Genomic DNA, 22,817 nt, shown 5'->3' with positions numbered 1-22,817 from the left:
TACTACCCCATCAGCTCGTGCTGTTCGGTATTGGACTTCTCGAGCGCTTCGACCAGATTGGCTTCTTCGTTGAAATAGCGGGCACGCTCGGCGAATTGCGGCTTGGTAATGCCAGTGGAGCGATGGCGGCCCAGCAGCATCCCATTGGCGTCTTCGCCCGTGATATCGTAGAGGAAAATGTCCTGGGTCACGATGACGTCCCCTTCCATGCCGAGCACCTCGGTGATGTGGGTGATGCGGCGCGAACCGTCGCGCAGACGGGCGGCCTGAACAACCACGTCTATCGATGAGGTGATCATCTCACGAATGGTCCGGCTGGGCAGGGAGTAGCCGCCCATGGTGAACATGGATTCAAGACGCGCCAGGGCCTCGCGTGGGCTGTTGGCGTGCAGCGTGCCCATCGAGCCGTCGTGACCGGTGTTCATGGCCTGGAGTAGATCGAAGCTCTCGGGGCCACGCACTTCGCCCACGATGATGCGTTCGGGACGCATGCGCAGGCAGTTCTTGATCAGATCACGCATGGTGATCTCGCCCTCGCCTTCGAGGTTGGGCGGGCGGGTTTCGAGCCGCACCACGTGGGGCTGCTGCAGTTGCAACTCGGCCGAGTCTTCACAGGTGATGACGCGTTCGTCTTTTTCGATGAAAGCCGTCAAGCAGTTGAGCAGCGTGGTCTTGCCTGAACCGGTGCCGCCCGAGATCAGCACATTGGCGCGTACCTTGCCCAGAATGCGCAGCACTTCAGCACCTTCTGGCGAGATGGAATTGTATTTGACGAGCTGCTGCAGGGTCAGCTTGTCGCGCTTGAACTTGCGGATGGTGAGCGCGGCGCCATCGATGGCCAGTGGCGGGGCGATGACGTTGACACGCGAGCCGTCCGGCAGGCGCGCGTCGCAGATGGGAGAGCTTTCATCGACACGGCGACCCACCTGGCTGACGATGCGCTGGCACACATTCATCAGATGGGAATCGTCGCGGAAACGGACATTGGTGAGCCGCACCTTGCCGTTCACTTCGATGTAGCAGCGCTGGCTGCCATTGACCATGATGTCGGCGATGTCGTCGCGGGCCAGCAGCGGCTCCAGCGGACCATAGCCCAGCACGTCGTTGCAGATGTCCTCAAGCAGATCTTCCTGCTCGGAAATGGACATGATGATGGATTTGAGTGCGATGATTTCGGCGACAATGTCGCGAATTTCCTCACGCGCGGCAACCTGATCCATGGTTGCCAGCTGGCTCAGGTCGATGCTGTCAATCAGTGCATTGAAGATGGCGGACTTGGTGTGGAAATATTCCTTGTCACGCTGTGCGTTGACCGGAGTGCCTACGTCAATGACGTCTTCGCCCGGGCGAAGGCGCGAAGCCATGCTGTCCGTGTCGGCAGGGCGAGACACAGGCGGCGCCGGCACATCGGCACGCGGCGGCGGACTCTGTACTGGGCGCGCGACTTCGCCGACGCCGGGGGTATTGCCGCCAAAACTGGTGCGCTTGCCAAACATAGTCATCCTACCATTCTAGGCTGTCGATACGCGGTCACGCCCGCTTCTTGAGAAACGAGGGCAGCTTCATCAGACCGGACGACTTGGCCGCGACGTGGCCGACCTGCCGACCCGTCACCTGCATGCCGATGGCCCGATAGACCTCGTTGATTTTGTTGTTGGCCGCGACCTCGGCGATCATCTGACCGTTATTGGCTGCAGTACCAAACAGCGCCGCGTCGAACTGCAGCTGACCGATCAGCTCACATTCGACCGAGCTGGAAAATTCATCGGGGCCGATCTCGGGACGGCGCGGCAAGCCGACTTTGTTGAGCACCAGCGAGGGCGGATTTTCAGTGGGCCGCAACGCCTTGATGGTGTCGGCGAGGTTTTTGGCATTGCGCAGATTGGCCAGGTCAGGTTCGGCAACGATTACCACTTCATCAATGGTGGCCAGCGTGTGGCGCACCCAGGCATTCCAGGCGTGCGGAATATCAAGGATCACAACTGGCAGCGTGTTCTGGCACATCTCGATGATCTGTTCGAACTCGCGTTCCTCAAAATCAAAGGTGCGATCAAGCGTTACCGGGGCGGTCAGCAGGTTGATATGGCTGGCGGCCTTGCTCATCAGCCGCTCAAGTATGGTCTGGTCGACCTTCTGATTGGCAAGGACGGCATCGGCCAACCCGTGTGGCGGATCCTGATTGAAATTGAGGCCGGCTGTACCAAAAGCCAGATCCATGTCCAGCACGAGGCAGTCCTGACGCAGCGCCGTGGCGATGGCCCAGGTCACATTGTGCGCCACAGTGGAGCCGCCAGCGCCACCCTTGGCCGAAACAAAGCCGACCGTCCGCCCGATCGGGGCGGCATTTTCCGAAGCGAAGAGCTCGGTGATCGCCGAAACGATCTGGCTGGCCGTCGCAGGGAGCACGATGTATTCGGAGATGCCTGAGCGAACCAGTTCACGATAGAGCTGGACGTCGTTGACGTGCCCCAGCAGGACGACCCGGGTCGAGGCGTCACACACCTCGGCGAGCTTTTCGAGCGCCGCCGGAATCTGTTCGGGCGATAGCGTGCTCTCGACGATGATCAGATTGGGGGTGGGATTGGTCTTGTAGGTTTCAATCGCCCCGTCAATGCCACCATTATGAGTGGTCAATGCCACCTTGGACATGCGCCGATCATGGATCGCACTCTCGACCAGTTGGGCGGTCTGGGAATGCTCACAAAATGCCTGGATAGTGATGCGCGGGATCAGGCGTGCGCCAGCCGCAATGTCGGTTGCCGGATCATCGGGCTTTTTGCCATCTGGGCTGAGAAAACTCATGAAACCTACTCTCCTTCATCGGGGCTGGTGCGCGGCCCCAAAGCCTTGGCAATCAAACTCAGTTCAATCACCGGCTCGCATTGATGTCTTGCCGCAGGGCAAGCAGTGAAACCCGGTTCGTCCCGCGCTAGTCGAGAACAAAACCGACAGACCCCGAAAAACTGCCACGGATTTCTCCGGTGCCGGCCACGCCGTACATATTCTCAAGACGCCCCAGGAAAATGCTTTCCGCATCACTGGCCACGACGGATCTGTCCGTGGGTACGGGGATGGCGTTGGCAGGGCTGGGGTTGACCAGGTAGGGGGTAACCAGAATGACCAATTCGGTCTGTTCGGTCTGAAAGTCGCGCGAGCGGAACAGCGCTCCCAGAATGGGGATATTACCCAGACCGGGGAGCTGATTGATCTGCTGGCGGGCGGTTTCCTGCAACAGCCCACCGATGGCAAGGGTCGTGCCCGCTGCCAGTTCCACCGACGTGCTGGCCTGTCGCTTGGTGATGGAGAAGTCGGCCTGCGGCTCTGACACCGAGGTATCGACCTTGAGCGCAATCACGCCGTTCGATTTGACCACCGGGGTAAACGAGAGCTCCACGCCATAGGGCTTGAAGATAACCGTCTGCTGTTGGTTGCTCGTATCATAAGTCGAATATGGCAGTTCGCCACCGGCCAGAAATTTGGCTGGTTCGCCCGAAATCGCGGTGAGCGTGGGCTGCGCCAGCACGTGCAGGGCGCCACGGCCTTCGAGAGCCCGAATGGCGGCGTTGACCGCAACGCCACCAATGTTGAAACTGGCATCGGCGCCGCTGGGCGGAAAGGTATTGTTCATCGTCGAACTGTTGATGCCGAAGTTGGCCGTGCCAACACTGAAGGCAGCGCCCAGATTGATGCCGAACTGCTTGGCCACATCGCGCTTCACTTCAGAAACAGTGACCTGCAGCATGACCTGCTGACTGCCCGAGACATCGAGGATGCTCGCGACATTTTCCGGGGCGCCGGCGTATTGAACAGCGACGGCTTCAGCGCGTTCCTTGTCCTGGCTCGACAGCACTGTGCCGGTCAGGACCACGCGGTTGGTGGCGCCACCCAGGGTAATCGACTCGACCGAGATATTGGAGCCGGGGATGATGCGTGCGAGCGCGGTCTCAAGGGCGTTGCCAACCTGGGATGGCTCAACGATAACCTTGACGTCCAGAACGGAGATGGTCCGCCCCTGGTCGTCCACAAAGAAGATATTGGTATCGCCGCCCGTGACCCCCTGGATGATCGCCCGGGTGCGAGTGCGCATGATGGCGGCCGCAACGCCGGGTTGCGAGACAATGACTTCAGCGGCCCCGGCAGGCAGATCAACCAGTACGGTCTTGTTGATCTGCACCTCAAGCTTGCGCGTCGCGCCATAGGCAGCCGATGCAATGGTCAGGTGCGTTTCCTCGGCCGCCGCAGGCGCCATGCCGAGCGGGCCGACGGCGAGACCCACGGCCAGAGCGGGAGCAAGCAGCAGGCCAACCAACGGGCGGGGAACTTTTATCAAAGTGGTCTTCATGGTGTTCTCCGCCCTACTGGGGTGCAAGCTCAATTGCGGCGTCTGGCGCCTGCTCAATTGCGGGAAGGTTATTCTCACCTTCATCGGCACTACTCATTCCTGCGCTTTGGGCGATTTGCACCTCCCCGGTGCTGCCCGCCATGACGCTCTGCTCCTTGCCGAAGCGGAACACCCGAACCGTCTGGTTATTGCTGGGCCGCTGCGCCGTCGTGTCTTCGGCAAAATCGGCCACCGAGCGGAGTGTGAGGGTCAACTGCCCCCGCGTGGCCGCATTGATCAGAGTCTCGGCCTGACTTGGGTCCAGCTCGAGCGTGGCGATCGTGGAATCCTCAAAGGTGATTGCCTGGGGCGCACTGCCCGAGGAAACCTGATCTTCTGTCTGCCCGCCGCTGGCGCCAACTTCGCCGAGGCGCTTGCCGATGGCCAGGACCCGGACATTGGCTAAAATGACTTCGGAGCGTTCGCCGGCCGCGCCCTGGGTAGTGAGCAGAACATCGACATGGTCGTTGGGAACGACAAAGCCGCCGGCACTGGACACCGCGCTGACGCCAACCGAAACGCCGCGCATGCCGGGGGAAAGCACCGCCGAGAGATAGCCCTGATCGGCGCTGACCAGTTTGGCCTCGCGAATTGGTTCACCGGGAAAAAACTCATAGCGGGCCACGGCGCCGGTCAGTTCAGCTGGCGCATCGGGCATGGCCGCAATGGTCACGTAGTCGGCGCGCAGCGCGCCTTGCGGCCAATCCTGCCACTCAAGAGTTTGCTGATTGAGACGCTCACCAACGCCGATTGGCGTTCGGGCAACCAGGATCTGCGTCTTGGCCTCTTCGACAACCTCGGTGACATACTGCGTCTCGGTCACTGCGCCGCCACCTCGGGTAACCAGAAACGCCGCCAATCCGCCGGCAACAAGGGCAACGAGCAACAGGATGATACGCGCCGGCTTCATAACTTACTCCGGTTTCACTCAGGGCGGTGACGCCCAACTCGACCGGTCGGACTTTGCACCCAAAGGGTCAAAGTTTGGTTAATTGAAGCTTGGCAAATTCAGTTAATGATAAGTAAATTCCGTCGATCCAAGAATCGTCAGGATGGCAACACCGATGAGCATCAGCTTGATATTCAAACAACAATCAAACTATACTCAACGACTTAAATACTCACGCAGCAAGTCGTTCAAAGATGATGGAGTTGGAGTAGATCAACAGTCCCGCTATCGCCAGGGCGATACCATAAGGCACGCCGGATTTGCGATCATGCAGCCGCTCGAGCCACCCATAGCGCGCCAGCACGGGCATCAATGGCAAATTGCGCAGGCCCAAAATGGCTAGGGTCAGCACACCGCCGAGCAGGGTGGAATAGACCAGGAATGGCACGGCTTGGTCAAAACCCAGCCACAGGGCGGTTGCGGCGGCCAGCTTGGCATCGCCGCCCCCGATCCAGCCAAAGGCAAAGAAGGCAAAGCCGACAGCCAGCACCAAAGCAGCGCACAGCACATGCATACCCAGCACATCGAGTGGCAGCTGGACGGCGAGGGCGACCATAAAGAACGCCGCGACGATCAGCAGCACCAGCTTGTTGGAGATTTTCATGGTGAGCAGGTCAGAGGTCGCTGCCAGGGCCATCCCGGCCGGAAACAGCAGCAAAGCGACGCTCGAAATCATGACAAGGCTCCCCGTCAGGTCCGCGCCCGACGCTGCCAAACTGCCCAATCAGGGTTAACAAAGGCCAAACAAGGACGGGGGAAGCGTTGCCGCCTCCCCCGAGATCTTAATTTTTGTCTCCGACGCAAGGTCAGCACTCGAAGCAGGCTATTTTGCCGTGCTGTTTTCGCCGATCTTGTCCGAGATGGTATTGAAGGTAGTACCCAGGTTGGTACCCAAAGTGCTGACGGCAACAATGATGCCGACAGAAATCAGTGCGGCGATCAGGCCGTATTCAATTGCGGTCGCGCCGGACTCGTCCTGCGCGAAACGTGCGAAGAGGTTCATTCCCAGACTCCATTTTTTACGTCATCAAGAGACGCCATCGTCCGACACGTCACACATCGAACATTGGCGAAACTAGGCGTCACTCCTTGAAAAGACGTTAATTGAATGCTGTAAATCGCACCAAAACACGAGCAAGTTCAATATAGTTACCAGCAATTTAAGCAAATTCATTGCTATTGGGCGCACCAACAAACAGCATCGCGCCGGACCGCACCGTAACGCGCTCGACATTGCGGCGCCCGGCGGCAGATCAAGCAGAGTATCGTCCAGTTTTACTGATCCGACCGGCCCAACCCCGCAAATCCGGCGTTTGCCAATTGTTCACCATTCGCGTGGAAAATAGGCATCCTGAGTATCAGTACCGCCGGAACAGCCATGCGCAACAAATTCCTCGCCGCTCTCGCCCTTTGCCTATCGCTTGGATCTGGTCTGAGCGCGGCGCCCGTAATGGCCGCCGATGGCGCGCCCATCAATGTAAATGTGAACATGGCCCGCATCTTGCGCATCAATGCTGCTGCGGCGACGGTGATCGTGGGCAATCCGGGTATTGCCGATGTCACTATTCAGGACCCTAAAACCCTGATCTTGACGGGAAAGAGCTTCGGCCAAACCAATCTGATCGTGCTGGACAATGCAGGAAACCCCATTGCCGATACGATCATCGAGGTGGTGCAGATGCAGGCGGGCGTCACCACAGTCTATCAGGGTCAGGCGCGCACCAGCGTAGCCTGCGCCCCGGTTTGCCAGAACATCATCATGATGGGTGATGACCCGGCCTTTTCTGGCCAGGCCGTGGCCTCGTCCAGCCTCGTCAGTTCAATGAGCAACTAGCCGATTGCCGAGTGCAATATTGCGTTAACCAGTAGTGCACTTGCCAGCGCGACGAGGCCCTATCCTAACCTTCAGTTAGCCATGTGCGGATAGCGTCGCACTCTGGCAACAAGGCAAAACCATGGCGATCGCACTGGGAACATTGTTTGGACGAGCACTGCGCCGCTGGCCAATTGGGGCATTTTCGCGCAATCAGCGCGGTGCTACTGCCGTGGAGTTCGGGCTGCTCGCCCTGCCATTCTTTTCTATCATTGGCGCCATTCTGGAAACCTCCGTGGTGTTCCTGTCCGGCCAGGTGCTCGAAAGTGCCGTACAGGATACCAGCCGTCAAATTCGTACCGGACAGGCGCAAGGCATCATCATGAATGCGGCGGACTTCAAGGCCCGGGTTTGCGATCGGTTGTTTGGGCTGTTTGGCGATTGCAGCGGGCTGCATGTCGAGGTGCAAACCATCAATAATTTCGCTGAGCTGGGAATTTCGCCGCCAGTGGACCTGAACTGCACCACCAACTGTAGTTGGACCCGGCCGGAAACCTATACTTCGGGAAAAGGCTCCAGCATCGTCGTGGTACAGGTCTACTATAAGTGGCCAGTCATCCTGTCGATTGGCGATATGAGCCTGGCCAATCTACCCGAACAGAAGCGCCTGATGGCGGCAGCCACGGTGTTTCGCAACGAGCCCTATAGCTGATGCGATCGCGTGCCAGGGCCTTCCGCTGGATTGAGCGCTTCCAGCGCGCCGAGACTGGTGTGGCTGCAGTCGAATTTGCGATGATCCTGCCGATCATGTTGTTATTGTATATCGGCATGGTGGAAGGCAGCACGCTGATCTCGATGGACCGAAAGGTGCAGTCCGTGTCGGGGGCCGTGGGTGATCTGGTGGCCCGCTCCAATGGCGCCATCATCAAAGACACTGTTGATGATTATGTCAAAGTCGCCGGCGGAATCATGACTCCCTACGCGGACGACACGCTGGAGCAGATCATATCGCAGGTCTATGTCGATGACAAAGGCGAGGCCAGGGTCAAATGGTCCGTGCGCTATGTGGGCCAGGAGCGACAAAGCCTGGGGGCGCACGAAAAGGAAGCGCTTTATTTGTTGCCGGCTGCGATTGTGGCGATTGCCCCGGAGCAATTTGTCATCGTGTCGGAGGCTGCTACTACCTACACACCGCTCTACGGCATTGTCTTCGACAAGGCGATAAACCTGTATCGCGAGAATTTCTACATGCCGCGGTTTGGCGAGGAGATCAAGCTGAACTAGCGCACTTGCACCCCCCAGGCCTGCATGGCACAAGCCGGGTGCTATCCCTTCTCCAAGCAGGTTGACCATGACAGACACGCTCGTCCCCGTATTCGACATTGGCGGCGTCTTCGTCGACTGGAACCCGATGTATCTGTTCCGCAAGCTCTTCGAGTCGGAAGAAGACGCGCTGTGGTTTCACCAGAACATCTGCACGCTGGACTGGAATCTGGAATTTGACGCTGGCGAGATCTACTCTGAGGGCGTTGCCAGGCTGATTACGCGCTTTCCCAAGTATTGGCGCGAAATCCAGGCGTTTGACCTGCGCTGGAAGGAAACACTGGGCGACTTCATCCAGGGCACGATCGATATTCATGACGAACTGATCGAGCAGGAAGTCCCAACTTTCGCCATCACCAATTTTTCCTGGGAGAAGTGGGTCAGCTGCCTGCCCGACTGGCCCTTCCTGGAGAAGTTCGATGGGGTGATCGTCTCGGGCCTCGAAGGCTTGGTGAAGCCTGATCCACGGCTCTACCGGGTGTTCAGTGAGCGCTACGGCATTGCCGCCGAAAACTGCGTGTTCATCGACGACAGCGAGTCCAATATCATCTCGGCGCGCAAATTTGGCATGCATGGCATCCACTTCAAAGACCCGACCATGCTGCGCAAGGAATTGATCGCGCTCGGTCTGCCACTCAAGGCGAAGTAGGCAGGCGGGACCACCCGAATTCGGATGTCATCCGGCGAAAGCCGGAATGACACCGCAATTCAGGAAGGGTATGAGGCCTAGCCGAACCGGCCGCCCTGCTGGATGACTTCGATCTGATAGCCATCGGGATCGGCGACGAAGAAGAACCTTCCCACCAGCTTGTCACCATTCTTGAAATCGACCAGCTTGCGCGGCGCAAACCCGGCCGCGATCAGGCGTGCGTGCTCGGCATCGACATCATCCACCACAACCGCCAGATGGCCATAGCCATCGCCCAGATCATAGGGTTGGGTGCGTCCGAAATTGACCGTCAATTCCAGCTCGAAGCCGCCGGTCGTCGGATCATTGAGATAGATCAGCGCAAACTCGGGAAATTCGATCCGGTCGACAATCTGCAGACCGAAGGCGCGCCGATAAAAATCGAGCGATCGCGTCTCGTCAATGACGCGGATCATCGAGTGGACGAGCTTGGCCATAAATCGAACTCTCAGTTGGCGAGGACGGGCGTAGCGAGGACCCCGCGCGTGAAGACCGTTATTTCGTGCCGTACATGCGATCGCCTGCATCACCCAGGCCGGGGATAATGTAGCCCTTCTCATTGAGTTTTTCATCAATGGCGGCGGTGAAGACAGGCACATCGGGATGGGCTTCGGTGAAGCGCGCCACGCCTTCCGGCGCCGCCAGCAGGCACAGGAAACGGATATTGTTGGCGCCACGTTCCTTGAGTTTCTCAATGGCTGCGGTAGCAGAGTTGGCTGTAGCCAGCATGGGGTCGACCACGATGATCAGCCGATCTTCAAGATTGGATGGCGCCTTGAAGTAGTATTCGACCGGCTGGAGCGTCTCATGGTCGCGATAGAGCCCGATATGGGCGACGCGCGCGGCCGGCACCAGATCGAGCATGCCATCGAGCAAGCCATTGCCGGCCCGCAGGATGGAGGCAAAGACCAGCTTCTTGCCCTTGATGGCAGGCGACTGCATCTGCGCCATCGGGGTTTCGATGGTGATCATTTCGAGTTCGAGATCGCGCGTCACCTCATAGCACATCAAATGGGCTATCTCGCGCAGCAGGCGGCGGAAACCGGCAATGGAGGTTTCCTTGTTTCGCATGATGGTCAGCTTGTGCTGAATGAGCGGGTGATCGATGACGGTTACGTTGCCGCGCACTGGATTCATGGGATCACCTGCTTGTTGTTATTCTAAAGAAAGCTCTTGCCGTGCGCGCCGGGCGCCAGCCCCAGCCAGTGGGCTATGCTTTCGCCAATATCGGCGAACGTGGTGCGAATGCCAATCTCTGACTGCCCCAGGCTTGGGGAAAAGACAAGGATCGGAATCTGCTCACGGGTATGATCAGAGCCGGTCCAGGTCGGATCATTGCCATGATCGGCCGTCAGCACCAGCAGATCATCGTGCCGCATCGCCGCGATCATCTCAGGCAGGCGGCTATCAAAGAACTCCAGTGCCGCCGCATAGCCCGGCACGTCGCGGCGGTGGCCATATTCGCTATCGAAATCCACGAAATTGGTCATGATCAACGCCCTGTCATCGGCCATGGTCATGGCATCAAGCGTCTTGTCGAACAGTTGGTCCAGGCCGGTGCCCTTGATCTTGTGAGTGACCCCATGGCCGGCATAAATGTCTGAAATCTTGCCAATGGCATAGACCTGATGCCCAGCGGTCTGATTGCGATCGAGCAGGGTCGGGGCGGGCGGCGGAATGGCAAAGTCACGACGATTGCCAGTCCGCTTGAAGCTGGCAGCATCCTCACCGACAAAGGGCCGCGCAATGACGCGACCGATCATCAGCGGCGCGGTGAGCTCAAAGGCGATCTGGCAAATCTCATACAACCGCTCAAGGCCGAAATGGGTCTCGTGGGCGGCGATCTGGAACACCGAGTCGATCGAGGTGTAGCAGATGGGCTTGCCGGTGCGGATACTCTCCTCGCCCAGTTCGGCAATGATGGTGGTGCCCGAGGCATGCTTGTCGCCCAGAATGCCGGGCAGCTTGGCGCGCTTGATGAATTCGGCGATCAGATCGGGCGGGAAGGTCGGCTCGGTCTGGGGAAAATAGCCCCAATCGAACGGCACCGGCACACCCGCGATTTCCCAATGGCCCGATGGCGTGTCCTTGCCATTGCTGACCTCGCGACCGACACCGAAGATGCCGCCACTGGCGGTTGCGGACAGGCCGGGCGGCAGCACGCCCGTCGAGAGCTTGATGGCAGCGCCGATCCCCAGTGCGTCCAGATTGGGCACGTTGAGCGGCCCGGCGCGCAGCCCGTCACGGTCGGCCTTGCCGGCATGGGCCCATTCGGCGATGTGGCCGAAGGTGTTGGCGCCGACATCACCATATTTGTCGGCGTCGGGGGCCCCGCCAATACCGACGCTATCGAGAATGCAGAGGATGGCGCGGGGCATGGTCAGATCTCCTGAGCGGTCAGATACGGCACGGCGTCGGGGATCAACGCATAGATCGTGGGAGTGCCTCCCAGACGGTAGGCGGCCTTGATGCGGCGCTCAGCCTCCGTGGCAGTGGCTTCGTCGCGCGCATGGATGCGGGCAATGGCTGTGTGACTGTCGAGCTCGGCACCAAGCCCGGCGAGGCGATCAAAGCCGACCCGGTGGTCAATATCGTCGCTGGGCATGGTGCGACCGCCGCCCAGCGCTACCACCGCCATGCCAACGCCGCGGGTGTCGATCTCCGACACCGTCCCCGCGCTGTCAGCGAAGACATCGCGGATGATCGGCGCCGCGGCCAGGTGGCTGTCGAGCCTGTCGATGAAGTTGCCCGGGCCACCCAGGGCATGGACCATGACGGCGAACCGTTCGGTGGCGCGGCCGCTGTCGAGGGCCGTTTCGGCCAGCATGCGACCGGCCTCGACCGTTGCGGCAACGCCGGTCATTTCGGCGACGGCGGCGCACAGTGACAGCGTCACTTCCTTGAGCCGCGCATCCTGATGCCGACCGGTCAGGAAATCGACGGCATTGCGCACTTCCAGCCCGTGGCCGGCAGCGCTGGCCAAGGGCTCGTTCATGTCGGTAATCAGCGCGCCGGTCCTCAGCCCCGCGCCATTGGCGACGGTGACCAGACTTTGCGCCAGCTCGCGGGAGCGCTCCAGCGTGGGCATGAAGGCGCCCGAACCGGTCTTGACGTCGAGGATCAGCGCGTCCAGCCCGGCGGCCAGCTTCTTGGCCAGAATGGAGGCCGTGATCAGGGGGATGGATTCGACCGTGCCGGTGACATCGCGGATGGCGTAGAGCGCCTTGTCGGCGGGAGCCAGATCGGCGGTCTGGCCAATGATGGCGCAACCGGCCTGGCGGACAACCTGGCGGAACAGCTCATTGTCGGGCTGGGTCTGGTAGCCGGGAATGGCGTCGAATTTGTCCAGCGTGCCGCCGGTATGGCCAAGACCACGTCCCGAGATCATCGGCACATAAATGCCCATGGCGGCCATGATCGGCGCCAGCATCAGGCTGACATTGTCACCCACGCCGCCAGTCGAATGCTTGTCGGCCACCGGGCCATCGAGGTCAGACCAATCGAGCACGGTGCCGCTATCGCGCATGGCCAGCGTCAGCGCCACGCGCTCAGGCATGCTCATGTCCTGAAAATACACCGCCATGGCAAAGGCAGCCGCCTGCGCGTGCGAGACCGTGCCGCGGGTAAAGCCATCCATGAAGGCGGCGATTTCAGCCTTGCTGAGTTCCTGGCCGTCGCGTTTGCGGGCGATGACTTCTTGGGGGAGGAAGACCATGGGCTGCTTTCTTTGTCGGGGGACGGCCAGGAGGGGGTATCCGGGTCAGGCTCCGTACGGAATCCAGACGTTCTTGACCTGGGTGGCCTTGGCGAGGAAATAGTCACCCTCGAAGCGACGGTTGGACAGATCGAACTCCAGGCCACGGCTGGTCCAGGTCTGCTTGAGATTGCTGATCGAGGCCTTCTCAACCATGGCCGATGCGTCGGCGCTGCCGACAAACCACAGGCCGTCCACACCATCATGCTCGGCCAGGGTCTTGGCCAGCGCCACGCTATCGCCGGTGACGATATTGATCACGCCATTGGGCACATCGGAGGTTTCGATGACCTGATAGAGATCGGTCAGCGAGAGCGGGGACGTGCCTGAAGGCACCAGCACCACAGGATTTCCCATGGCCAGCGCAGGCGCGAGCAGCGCGATCGAGCCCAGCAGTGGCCGCGCGTTTGGCGCAACAATGCCGATGACGCCGAGCGGCTCAATCATGGCGGCGGCGACGGCGCGCAGCGGCGGGTTGTGCACAGCGCCATCATATTTGTCGGCCCAGCCGGCAAAGGCGAACAGGCGCTCAACCGATAGCGCCACTTCCTCGGTGCCGTCCTCGCCGGTCTGCAGCTTGAGGCGGGCGGCAAATTCGTCGCGGCGATAGTCAAGGTTTTCGGCGAGGAAGTAGAGGATCTGCGCGCGGGTATGCGCCGGGGTAGTCGACCAGCCGAGCGCAGCGCGCGCCGCTTCCACGGCGTTGCGAATATCCTTGCGATTGCCGTCACCAACCTCGCCGATCAGCTTGCCGGAAGGGTCGAGTACGGCGCGCGAATAGCCGCTATCGGGTCGCGCCTGCTTGCCGCCGATATACATCTTGGCGGTCTGGTCGAGATGACCCGTATCGAGCGGGTTGCCGGCTCGGGGCGCCACCGCTTTGGCAATAGGCGCCAATTTGAGCTCTTTCTCCCAGGCCGGCTTGAGATAGGCACTCATGCCCTCGCGGCCACCTTCGCGGCCATAGCCGGATTCCTTGTATCCACCAAAGCCCACGGCGGCATCGAAATTATTGGTGCCGTTGATCCAGACCACGCCAGCCTTGATCTGGGGGGCGATATCGAGGGCGAGATTGATGTTCTCGCTCCAGATCGTGGCGGCCAGGCCATATTTGGTATTATTGGCCAGTTGCACGGCTTCTTCGGGCGTGCGGAAGCTCATGGCCACCAGAACCGGCCCAAAGATCTCCTCGGCTACCAGCGTATTGGCGGGCGAGACATTGGTCACCAGAGCCGGCTTGAGGAAGCAGCCGCGGGCCGGCAACTGTCCATCGGGCTCATAGATCTCAGCGCCATCGGCAACGCCGCGCTTCATCAAGTCCTTGATGCGCTCGACCTGCACGGGCGCAATCATGGCGCCGATGTCGATGGATTTATCCAGCGGATCGCCGACGCGCAGGCTTGCCATGCGCTTTTTGAGCTTGGTGATGAAGCGGGCCTCAATGCTCTCCTGCACCAAGAGGCGCGAGCCGGCGCAACAGACCTGGCCCTGGTTGAACCAGATGGCGTCGATCAGCCCTTCGATGGCGCTGTCGATATCGGCGTCTTCAAAGACGATATAGGGCGACTTGCCGCCCAGCTCGAGGCTGAGCCCCTTGCCCGACCCGGCGGTGACGGCGCGGATCGCCTTGCCTACTTCGGTCGAACCGGTGAAGGCGATCTTGTCGATGCCGGCATGGGCGGTAATGGCCTGGCCGGTGCCGCCCTCCCCGGTCACGATATTGACCACGCCTTTGGGCATGCCGACGCGTTCGCAGATTTCGGCAAACAACAGCGCGGTCAGCGAGGTGAATTCGGCGGGCTTGAGGATCACCGTATTGCCGGCGGCCAGCGCCGGGGCGATCTTCCAGGCCAGCATCAGCAAGGGAAAGTTCCACGGGATGATTTGGCCGCAGACGCCATAGGGCACCGCGTCGGGAAATTCGCGGCTCAGGTGCTGGGCCCAGCCTGCATGATGATAGAAATGGCGGGCAACCAGCGGAATATCGATATCGCGGCTTTCGCGGATCGGTTTGCCATTGTCCAGGGTTTCGAGCACCGCAAACAAGCGGGCATGCTTCTGGATGGCGCGCGCGATGGCATAAAGATATTTGCCACGCTCATAGCCCGAAAGGGCGCTCCAGCCCTTGAAGGCGGCGCGGGCGGCCTTGACCGCCGCATCAACATCGTCTGCGGTGCCATTGCTGATCTGCGCCAGGCTTTCACCGGTCGCTGGATTGTCCGAGGAGAAAGTCTTGCCGGACTTGGTCCATTTGCCGTCGATGAAATGACCAAACTTGCGGTCATGGGCATCGAGCCAGGCATAGGCCTGCTCGGGGCCCTCGGGGGCTGGGCCGTAATCCAGCGTCTGGAAGATTTGCGCGATCTTGTTCATTTCGTTCTCCTCGGCGCGCGTTACGCGCCCTCCCGGTCATTGGCCCTCATGAGAAGGGCGACGGGCGTCTACGCGCTACTTTGTGAACACCCGGTCGGTAATCCGTCCGGTTTCAATATCAATGCTGCAAAGCCACCCGCCCATTGAGTTTGCCATGAGCGACTGCTCTTCTCGGATCGCGGCGTAGACATGCTCTTCGTACCGCTCCCACGTCTTCGCTTCCCAAAGCAGGTCGCCCTTTTTCGAGTAGCACGCTAGTCCAAGCGATGGCGGCCTCAAGTCCTCAAACTTAGCCAAGGCCACGATCCGCTCGTCGATCTGACGCAGGTCTTGCAGCTTCCAAGGCGCGCGTATGATGCGCCCCGCAACAGTGAATACGTCGTCCGCAAATTCCAACTTCATGGCGTGGTTAAACCATGGGCTGCCGATAATCGGCCGCGTAGTGCCCGGTCAGTCCATGCTCGATCTGCCGCTCGATATCGGTGAGCAGGCTCGAGGCGCCGAAGCGGAACAGATGCGGCTGCAACCAGCCAGTGCCCAGTTCCTCCTTCATCAGCGCCATGTAGTTGAGTGCATCCTTGCTCCTGGAAATGCCACCGGCCGGCTTGTAGCCGATCTCGATGCCGGTCTCTTCGGCAAACCAGCGGATCATGCGGATCATGGTCAGGCTGGTGACCAGATTGGCATTGACCTTTTCCTTGCCGGTGGAGGTCTTGATGAAATCGGCGCCAGCCATCATGCAGACCAGGCTCGCCTTGGCGACATTGGTCTGGGTGGCCAGTTCGCCGGTGCCCAGAATAGTCTTGATATGGGCGTCGCCGCAGGCCTTGCGGAACGCGCGGACCTGATCGTAGAGGCCCTGCCAATCATTGCGCAGCACCATGCCGCGCTCGATGACGATGTCAATTTCGGCCGCCCCGTCGGCGACCGACATCTCGATCTCCTTGAGCCTGGTTTCGAGCGGCGCCAGGCCATGCGGAAAACCCGTCGAGACAGCGGCCACCGGAATACCCGAGCCATCAAGCGCCTCGACAGCGGTTTTGACAAAGCGGTGATAAACGCAGACGGCGCCCGGCAGGATGCGCAGGTCGGGGACATCGAGCCAGTCAAGAATATCCTGGCGCAGCGGGTGGCGTGCCTTGGCGCATAGCCGCTCGACGCGACCGTCGGTATCGTCGGAATTGAGTGTGGTCAGGTCGATCAGCGTGATGGCCTTGAGCAGCCAGGCCAGCTGGTAGTCCTTCTTGACGGTGCGGCGCGCGCCAATCGAGACGGCGCGGCGCTCCAGCGCCGAACGGTTCATGCGGACGCGTTCGACCCAATCGAGATCGAGCGGAAAACCGGGATTGCGCTTGTGCGGGCTCTGCGGCTGGCTGTTGTCAACGACGCGCAGACTCATAACTCCTCCACCAGCGCCGGGATCAGCTGTTTCAGCTTCTCGGCGCCCTGAACCGCCATGATCTTGGTGTGCTCATGGCTGATGTTTTCGCTCGACAGGCCCGCGCCCATATTGGTGATGGACGAGCAGGCCCATACTTTCATTCCCAGGAAACGCCCGAGAATGACTTCGGGTGCGGTCGACATGCCCACGGCGTTGGCGCCCAGGCGGATCGCCATCTGGATTTCGGCCACCGTCTCAAAGCTCGGGCCGGAATACCACAGATAGACGCCTTCGCCGAGTTTGATATCAAGGCGCCCGGCCAGGGCATGCGCCTTGTCCCGCAGCTCAGGGTCATAGCAATTGACCATGTTCACAAAGCGGCGGTCGGTCGGCTCGCCGATCAACGGGTTCATGCCGGCATAGTTGATATGATCGCTGAGCAGCATCAAATCGCCGGGCTGAAACCGCGCATCAAGGGACCCGGCCGAATTGGTCAGCAGCAGGGTCTTTGCGCCCAGATCGGCCATGGCTTCGAGTGCCGGCCGCATGGCGGCAGCATTGCCGTGTTCGTAATAGTGCTCGCGGCCGGTCAGAACCGCAATCCGCTTGCCGCCCAGCATGCCGATCAGCAGATCGCGGCCATGGCCGGAGACGCCGCCGCCGGGAAATCCCTTCAGCTCGGAATAGGGGATGGTAATCTTGTCGGCCAGCAGGTCACCAATGGCTGACAGCCCGGAACCCAGCACGATGGCGGCATCGATCGGTTGCTTGCCGGCGATCTTGTGGATGGTCTTGGACGCCTTGGTCATTTGGCAAGATACTCCGGTCCAAAACTATACGGCAGTAGAAAATCGAGGGTTCGGATCAGCGGCTCACCATCGACACCGTGCGAGATCACCTCAATGTCGAGATCGGCAAATTCGCGGATGCGCTGGCGGCAGCCGCCGCAAGGAGTAACGGGTGCGGTGCCCGGCCCCGTGACATAAATTCGGGTGATGCGCTTGCCACCACCAGCAATCATCGCCGCGATGGCCGAAGCCTCGGCGCAATTGCCCTGCGGATAGGCGGCGTTTTCAATGTTGCAGCCAGCATAGATCTTGCCGTCATCGGCCAGGATGGCGGCGCCGACATTGAAGCCGGAATAGGGTGCATAGGCTTTGGCCCGAATAGCTTCAGCGGCCTCGAACAGGGCCTGATCGGTCGGCGTTTTTGACATGTTTCGTCCTTTGCGCCAGGTGCGGCTAGCGCTCCTTGGTATAGGGAACGCCGCCGGCCTTGGGTCCCACGGCCTTGCCGATGAACCCGGCCAGCAGCACGACGGTAAGCACATAGGGTAGCGCCTGAATGGCCTGCACCGGAACTTCGATGTCGAATACCCGCGCGCCCTGCAGTCGGATCTGCGCCGCGTCGAGAAAACCGAACAGCAGGCAGGTGAACATGGCGGGCAGTGGCTTCCACTTGGCAAAAATCAGCGCCGCCAGGGCGATGAAGCCCTTGCCAGCCGTCATGTTGTTGCCGAAGCCCGAGCCCTGCGCGATGGAGAAATAGGCCCCGGCCAGACCGCACAGCAGGCCGGTAATGATGACCGCCTGATAACGCAATTTGTTGACCGAGATACCGGCAGTGTCGACAGCCTTGGGGTTTTCGCCCACGGCGCGCAGCCGCAGCCCGAACCGCGTGCGATACAGCACATAGGCGGTGACCGGGACCATGATGAAGGCGACATAGACCAGAATATAGTGGCCCGAGATCAGTTCGGCGTAGATCGGGCCGAGAATGGGGATACCGGAAAGCTCATGCGCAAAAGGCAGGTCAATGGTGCTGAAACGACCGTTCGGCCCCAGGGCCGGCGTGCGTCCGCCCTGATGGAACCATTGCTGGCCAAGAAAGGTACACAGACCCGCCGCCAGCATGTTGATGGCGACGCCGGCAATCAGCTGGTTGCCCTTGAGCGAGATAGCGGCGGCGCCCTGGAGCAATGCCGTCGCCACTGATACGCCAATGCCGGCCAGCAGGCCGAGCCAGGCTGATCCGGTAACGGCAGCCACGGCGCCCGCACCAAAAGCGGCCGCCAGCATCTTGCCTTCAAGCCCGATATCAAACACCCCGGCGCGCTCCGAATAGAGCCCGGCCAGACACGCCAGCAGCAGCGGCGTCGACAGGCGCAGCGTGGCGTCGAGAATGGAAATAATGGCTGCAGCATCCATGTCTCAGTTCTCCGTCTTGACGGTAGAGACAGCGACGGCTTCGGCCTTCTGCTCTGGCGAAAACAACATGAAGCTGCGCTGCAGACCAGGTCGGAACAGACCCTCCATCGCCCCGGTGAACAGGATCACCAATGCCTGGATGATCACCACCACGGTGCGGTCGAGGCCGGAGATTACATATTGCAGCTCATTGCCACCCTGATACAGCGCGCCGAACAGCAGGGCTGCCAGCCCGATGCCAAAGGGATGGTTGCGCCCCATCAGCGCCACGGCAATGCCGACAAAACCAGCGTCGGCAACGAAGTCGAGCACCAGCCGGTTCTGCACCCCCAGCACTTCATTGAAGGCCACCAGGCCCGCCAGCGCGCCTGACAGGGTCATGGTGATGATGATCATGCGGGAGTTGGAAATGCCGGCATAGCGGGCGGCCGTCGGGTTCTGGCCCATGACGCGCAGGGCGTAGCCGAATTTGGTATGCCAGATCAGGATATAGGCCCCAACCAGCGCCAGCATGGCGATGAAAATGGAAATATTGACCGGGGTATAATTGAAGGGCGCAAAGAAGCTGCCCAGCTTGGGCATGCGACCGCTTTCGGCGATCATGGCCGATTCCGGCCCCGAGACCCCGGCGGGCTTGAGCACACGGTTGAGCATGTAAATCATCAGCGCCGAGGCGATGAAGTTGAACATGATGGTGGTGATGACCACGTGGCTGCCGCGCTTGGCCTGCAGATAGCCGGGAATGAACGCCCAGGCGCCACCAAATACCGCTGCGGCAACCAGCGCCGCCGGGGCGACGATCAGCCAATGGGTATCCTGCAGGGCCAGGGCAACCAGAATGACCCCCAGACCGGCCACATAGGCCTGGCCGTTGCCGCCGATATTGAATAGGCCGCCATGGGCCGCCAGCGCAACGGCGAGGCCGGTGAACACGAAATTGGTGGCATAGTACAGCGTATAGCCGATGTTGTAGCCGCTACCGAAGGCGCCGGTGATGACGGCCCAGATGGCCATGAACGGATTTTGCCCGATCATCAGCACCACCAGACCCGATACCAGGATGGCCAGCGACAGGTTGAGCAGGGGCAGCAGGGCCACATCGGCCCAGCGCGGTAGGGGTTTGAGCGCGCTCAAGTGGTGGACCTTTCCTCGACGACGCCGGCCATCATCAGACCCAACTGGCCCTCGGTGGCGGTGGCCGGGTCGGCCTCCCCCACGATCTGGCCGTCGAACATCACCAGGATACGGTCAGCAAGCGAGCGTATTTCGTCAAGTTCGACCGAGACGAGCAGAATAGCCTTGCCCGCATCGCGCATCTTGATGATCTGGTTGTGAATGAATTCGATGGCGCCGATATCGACGCCACGTGTCGGTTGGCCCACCACCAGCACTTCGGGGTCGCGGTCCATTTCGCGCGCCAGCACGATTTTTTGTTGATTGCCGCCCGAAAACAGCGCGGTTTTCAGATTGATGTCGGCTGGCCGCACGTCGAATCTCTCGATCTGCTCGGCCGCCTTGGCCTTGGCGGCGGCAATATCCAGTATGGGACCGGCGCCGTATTCGGGCCGGGTCGAATAGCCCAGAATGGCGTTTTCCCATTCGGAGAAATCGGTGACCAGTCCCATGCGCTGGCGATCCTCGGGCACATGGGCAAGGCCCGCCATGCGTGCCCTGGCGGCGCCATCATCGCCTTTGAGCGAGAGCGCCTGGCCGTTGAGGATGACCTGACCGCCGTGCTGGTCGCGCATGCCGGTCACGGCTTCGAGCAGTTCGGACTGGCCATTGCCGGAAACCCCGGCAATGCCAACGATCTCGCCAGCCCGCACCGAAAAGCTGATACTCTTGACGCGGGTGATACCCATGTCGTCCTTGACCACGAGATCCTTGACCTCAAGCCGCTTTTCGCCCGGCGTGGCCGGCCCCTTGCTGACATCGAGAAGGACGTGGCGACCAACCATGAGTTCGGCAATCTCTCCGGCATTGGTCTCGGCGGTCTTGAGCGTGGCCACCATCTCGCCCTGCCGCATCACCGAAACCGCATCGGTGATCGCCATGATCTCGCGCAGCTTGTGGGTGATCATGATCACCGTCTTGCCCTGTTCGCGCAGGGTGCGCAGCACACGGAACAGATCGTCGGCCTCCTTGGGCGTCAGCACGCCGGTGGGCTCGTCCAGAATGAGGATTTCAGCGCCGCGATACAGTGCCTTGAGAATTTCGACGCGCTGCTGCTGGCCGACCGAGATCTCCTCAATAAGGGCGTCCGGGTCCACTTCCAACTCGTATTCGCGCTCCAGCCGATCGAGTTCGCTGCGCGCCCGATCCAGGCTGGTCCGGATGAATCCGGAATCCTCGGCGCCCAGCACGACGTTTTCGAGGACGGAGAAATTGTCGACCAGCATGAAATGCTGGTGCACCATGCCGATACCCAGCGCCAGCGCATGGCGGCTGTCGGTAATGGCCTGGCGGGTGCCGTTGACGCGGATCGTGCCGCTGTCAGCGGTGTAGAACCCATAAAGAATGGACATCAGGGTGGATTTGCCGGCCCCGTTTTCCCCGACGATACCGTGGATGGTGCCGCGTCCGACCTTGAGATCGATATCCTTGTTCGCCTGAACGGCGCCAAAGCGCTTGTTGATTTGTTCAAGCTCGATCGCCCAGCCGCTGGCTGGGGCCGAAGCAGCGGCCGTTTCCGGCCGCTGCTTGATGGGTGGGGGTGTGTCGCTCATCTGGCCGCTTACAGCGGGCAGGACGAATCGGATTCATAGTCGTGGACGACAATCTCGCCCGACAGGACCTTGGCCTTGAGAGCCTCGACCTGGGTGATCATGTCTTCGGTGATCAGATCCTTGTTGTGCTCATCAAGAGCGTAGCCAACAAAGTCGCCATCCAGGCCCAGATCGATCTTGCCTGGCTTGAACGTGGCGTCATCGCCGGCATTGGTGAAGGCTTCGATGACCGCGTTATCAACACGCTTTTCCATCGAGGTCAGCACCGAACCAGGATGCAGGTAGTTCTGATTGCTATCGACGCCGATGCCGAACTTGCCGTTGTCGGCCATGGTCTGCAACACGCCCAGGCCCGAACCACCGGCGGCAGCAAAGACCACCTCGGCGCCCTGATCGATGGCGGCCTTGGCCAATTCACCGGCAGTCACGGGATCATTCCAGGCGGCAGGCGTGGTGCCCGTGTAGTTTTCAATCAGCTTTGCTTCGGGATCGACAGAGCGAACACCCTGCGCATAGCCGCAATAGAAACGATGGATCAGCGGCACGTCCATGCCCCCGATAAAGCCGAAGGTCCCGGCGTCGGACTTCATGGCAGCCAGGGCACCCACGAGGAATGAACCAGTATGCTCATCAAAGCGGATGGACTGCACATTGGGCGCATCCACCACCGCATCAATCACCACGAAGTTGGTGTCGGGGAACTCAGCCGCCAGCGGCCCCAGCACCGATTCCCACATAAAGCTCATCACCACGATCGGGTTGGCACCCTGGCTGGCGAAACGGCGCAGAGCCTGCTCGCGCTGGGCATCGTTCTGCAGTTCGAGGTCGATGTAGTTACCGCCGGTCTCGGCCTTCCATTTTTCGGCGCCGTTATAGGCCGCTTCGTTGAACGATTTGTCGAACTTGCCGCCGAGGTCATAGATCAGTGCAGGATCGGCAAGGGCGGCACCTGTGAGAACCGCGCTCAGCGCAACGCTGCTGGCAAGGGCCTTGGTAAAGGTGGTGAATTTCATTGAGTTCGTCTCCCTGTCTGACACGCTTGCGCTGGCCGTTGGCTGCAGCGGATGCTCGGCGTGCACTATCAGTCGATACAATCGTGCAAATCGGCAGCTTGCAAGATGCAATTGATGATATTTTTCCGGTTGGTCAAAATTTGACCATCAGGCCGCTGGCCACGCACCCGTCAGCCAGGCTGACAGCACAGCCCGAGCACTGCATTGCA

23 protein-coding genes are annotated in these 22,817 nt (G+C 60.5%); 4 read left to right on the top strand and 19 right to left on the bottom strand.

Features of this window, described 5'->3' with window-relative positions; all coding sequences use genetic code 11:
- Positions 1–2 precede the first annotated feature (2 nt).
- From Q8O80_RS09700 to Q8O80_RS09675, 6 genes are all read right to left on the bottom strand, one after another.
- Complete coding sequence (locus Q8O80_RS09700; protein ID WP_371136157.1) at positions 3–1,496, bottom strand: CpaF family protein; 1,494 nt, start codon at positions 1,494–1,496, stop codon at positions 3–5.
- Between the two features lie 34 nt (positions 1,497–1,530).
- Entirely contained in the window at positions 1,531–2,802 is a 1,272-nt protein-coding gene (locus Q8O80_RS09695) for an AAA family ATPase (RefSeq protein WP_305579262.1), read from the bottom strand.
- A 127-nt stretch (positions 2,803–2,929) separates the two neighbouring features.
- Positions 2,930–4,342, bottom strand: coding sequence for a type II and III secretion system protein family protein (locus tag Q8O80_RS09690; RefSeq protein WP_305579261.1), 1,413 nt, complete (start codon positions 4,340–4,342; stop codon positions 2,930–2,932).
- A gap of 13 nt (positions 4,343–4,355) precedes the next feature.
- Positions 4,356–5,291 (bottom strand): Flp pilus assembly protein CpaB, encoded by a 936-nt coding sequence (gene cpaB, locus Q8O80_RS09685; protein ID WP_305579260.1) that lies wholly within the window; start codon positions 5,289–5,291, stop codon positions 4,356–4,358.
- Positions 5,292–5,502: 211 nt separating this feature from the next.
- On the bottom strand, positions 5,503–6,006 hold the full coding sequence (locus Q8O80_RS09680; RefSeq protein WP_305579259.1) for a prepilin peptidase: 504 nt from the start codon (positions 6,004–6,006) through the stop codon (positions 5,503–5,505).
- A 147-nt stretch (positions 6,007–6,153) separates the two neighbouring features.
- A complete protein-coding gene (locus tag Q8O80_RS09675) occupies positions 6,154–6,333 on the bottom strand; it encodes a Flp family type IVb pilin (protein WP_305579258.1) in 180 nt (59 codons plus the stop codon).
- 375 nt (positions 6,334–6,708) lie between these two features.
- On the opposite strand from Q8O80_RS09675, the gene Q8O80_RS09670 reads away from it, so the two are divergent.
- From Q8O80_RS09670 to Q8O80_RS09655, 4 genes are all read left to right on the top strand, one after another.
- Positions 6,709–7,164 (top strand): pilus assembly protein N-terminal domain-containing protein, encoded by a 456-nt coding sequence (locus tag Q8O80_RS09670; RefSeq protein ID WP_305579257.1) that lies wholly within the window; start codon positions 6,709–6,711, stop codon positions 7,162–7,164.
- 121 nt (positions 7,165–7,285) lie between these two features.
- Positions 7,286–7,855, top strand: a complete 570-nt coding sequence (locus tag Q8O80_RS09665) for a TadE/TadG family type IV pilus assembly protein (protein WP_305579256.1) — start codon at positions 7,286–7,288, stop codon at positions 7,853–7,855.
- Entirely contained in the window at positions 7,855–8,427 is a 573-nt protein-coding gene (locus Q8O80_RS09660; protein WP_305579255.1) for a TadE/TadG family type IV pilus assembly protein, read from the top strand. Before Q8O80_RS09665 ends, Q8O80_RS09660 begins: the two co-directional genes overlap by 1 nt.
- Positions 8,428–8,494: 67 nt before the next feature.
- Entirely contained in the window at positions 8,495–9,115 is a 621-nt protein-coding gene (locus tag Q8O80_RS09655; protein WP_305579254.1) for an HAD family phosphatase, read from the top strand.
- Positions 9,116–9,192: 77 nt separating this feature from the next.
- On the opposite strand, the gene Q8O80_RS09650 is transcribed toward Q8O80_RS09655, so the two are convergent.
- From Q8O80_RS09650 to Q8O80_RS09590, 13 genes are all read right to left on the bottom strand, one after another.
- Positions 9,193–9,591: a VOC family protein gene (locus Q8O80_RS09650; protein WP_305579253.1), complete on the bottom strand. Its 399-nt coding sequence runs from the start codon at positions 9,589–9,591 to the stop codon at positions 9,193–9,195.
- Positions 9,592–9,649: 58 nt separating this feature from the next.
- Positions 9,650–10,291, bottom strand: a complete 642-nt coding sequence (gene upp / locus Q8O80_RS09645; protein ID WP_305579252.1) for a uracil phosphoribosyltransferase — start codon at positions 10,289–10,291, stop codon at positions 9,650–9,652.
- A gap of 23 nt (positions 10,292–10,314) precedes the next feature.
- On the bottom strand, positions 10,315–11,532 hold the full coding sequence (locus tag Q8O80_RS09640) for a phosphopentomutase (RefSeq protein ID WP_305579251.1): 1,218 nt from the start codon (positions 11,530–11,532) through the stop codon (positions 10,315–10,317).
- Positions 11,533–11,534: 2 nt separating this feature from the next.
- Positions 11,535–12,869 (bottom strand): thymidine phosphorylase, encoded by a 1,335-nt coding sequence (deoA, locus tag Q8O80_RS09635; RefSeq protein WP_305579250.1) that lies wholly within the window; start codon positions 12,867–12,869, stop codon positions 11,535–11,537.
- A gap of 45 nt (positions 12,870–12,914) precedes the next feature.
- Positions 12,915–15,281 (bottom strand): aldehyde dehydrogenase family protein, encoded by a 2,367-nt coding sequence (locus tag Q8O80_RS09630; RefSeq protein WP_305579249.1) that lies wholly within the window; start codon positions 15,279–15,281, stop codon positions 12,915–12,917.
- A 75-nt stretch (positions 15,282–15,356) separates the two neighbouring features.
- The gene (locus Q8O80_RS09625; RefSeq protein ID WP_305579248.1) at positions 15,357–15,683 is read right to left on the bottom strand and encodes a hypothetical protein; all 327 of its coding nucleotides are present in this window, start codon (positions 15,681–15,683) and stop codon (positions 15,357–15,359) included.
- Between the two features lie 7 nt (positions 15,684–15,690).
- A complete protein-coding gene (gene deoC / locus Q8O80_RS09620) occupies positions 15,691–16,680 on the bottom strand; it encodes a deoxyribose-phosphate aldolase (protein WP_305579247.1) in 990 nt (329 codons plus the stop codon).
- Positions 16,677–17,471, bottom strand: coding sequence for a purine-nucleoside phosphorylase (locus tag Q8O80_RS09615; protein WP_305579246.1), 795 nt, complete (start codon positions 17,469–17,471; stop codon positions 16,677–16,679). Before Q8O80_RS09615 ends, deoC begins: the two co-directional genes overlap by 4 nt.
- Complete coding sequence (locus Q8O80_RS09610; protein WP_305579245.1) at positions 17,468–17,878, bottom strand: cytidine deaminase; 411 nt, start codon at positions 17,876–17,878, stop codon at positions 17,468–17,470. Before Q8O80_RS09610 ends, Q8O80_RS09615 begins: the two co-directional genes overlap by 4 nt.
- Before the next feature lie 25 nt (positions 17,879–17,903).
- On the bottom strand, positions 17,904–18,869 hold the full coding sequence (locus Q8O80_RS09605) for an ABC transporter permease (RefSeq protein ID WP_305579244.1): 966 nt from the start codon (positions 18,867–18,869) through the stop codon (positions 17,904–17,906).
- Between the two features lie 3 nt (positions 18,870–18,872).
- Positions 18,873–20,003, bottom strand: a complete 1,131-nt coding sequence (locus Q8O80_RS09600; RefSeq protein WP_305579243.1) for an ABC transporter permease — start codon at positions 20,001–20,003, stop codon at positions 18,873–18,875.
- Complete coding sequence (locus Q8O80_RS09595) at positions 20,000–21,595, bottom strand: ABC transporter ATP-binding protein (protein ID WP_305579242.1); 1,596 nt, start codon at positions 21,593–21,595, stop codon at positions 20,000–20,002. The genes Q8O80_RS09600 and Q8O80_RS09595 overlap by 4 nt, the downstream gene beginning before the upstream one ends.
- Positions 21,596–21,603: 8 nt before the next feature.
- Positions 21,604–22,608, bottom strand: coding sequence for a BMP family protein (locus Q8O80_RS09590; protein ID WP_305579241.1), 1,005 nt, complete (start codon positions 22,606–22,608; stop codon positions 21,604–21,606).
- Between the last annotated feature and the right edge of the window lie 209 nt (positions 22,609–22,817).

Source organism: Devosia sp., assembly GCF_030689745.1.
GTDB classification, from domain to species: Bacteria; Pseudomonadota; Alphaproteobacteria; order Rhizobiales; family Devosiaceae; genus Devosia; species Devosia alba.
The sequence above is the reverse complement of the archived record's forward strand: the minus strand, read 5'-3'. Positions and strand labels throughout refer to the sequence as shown.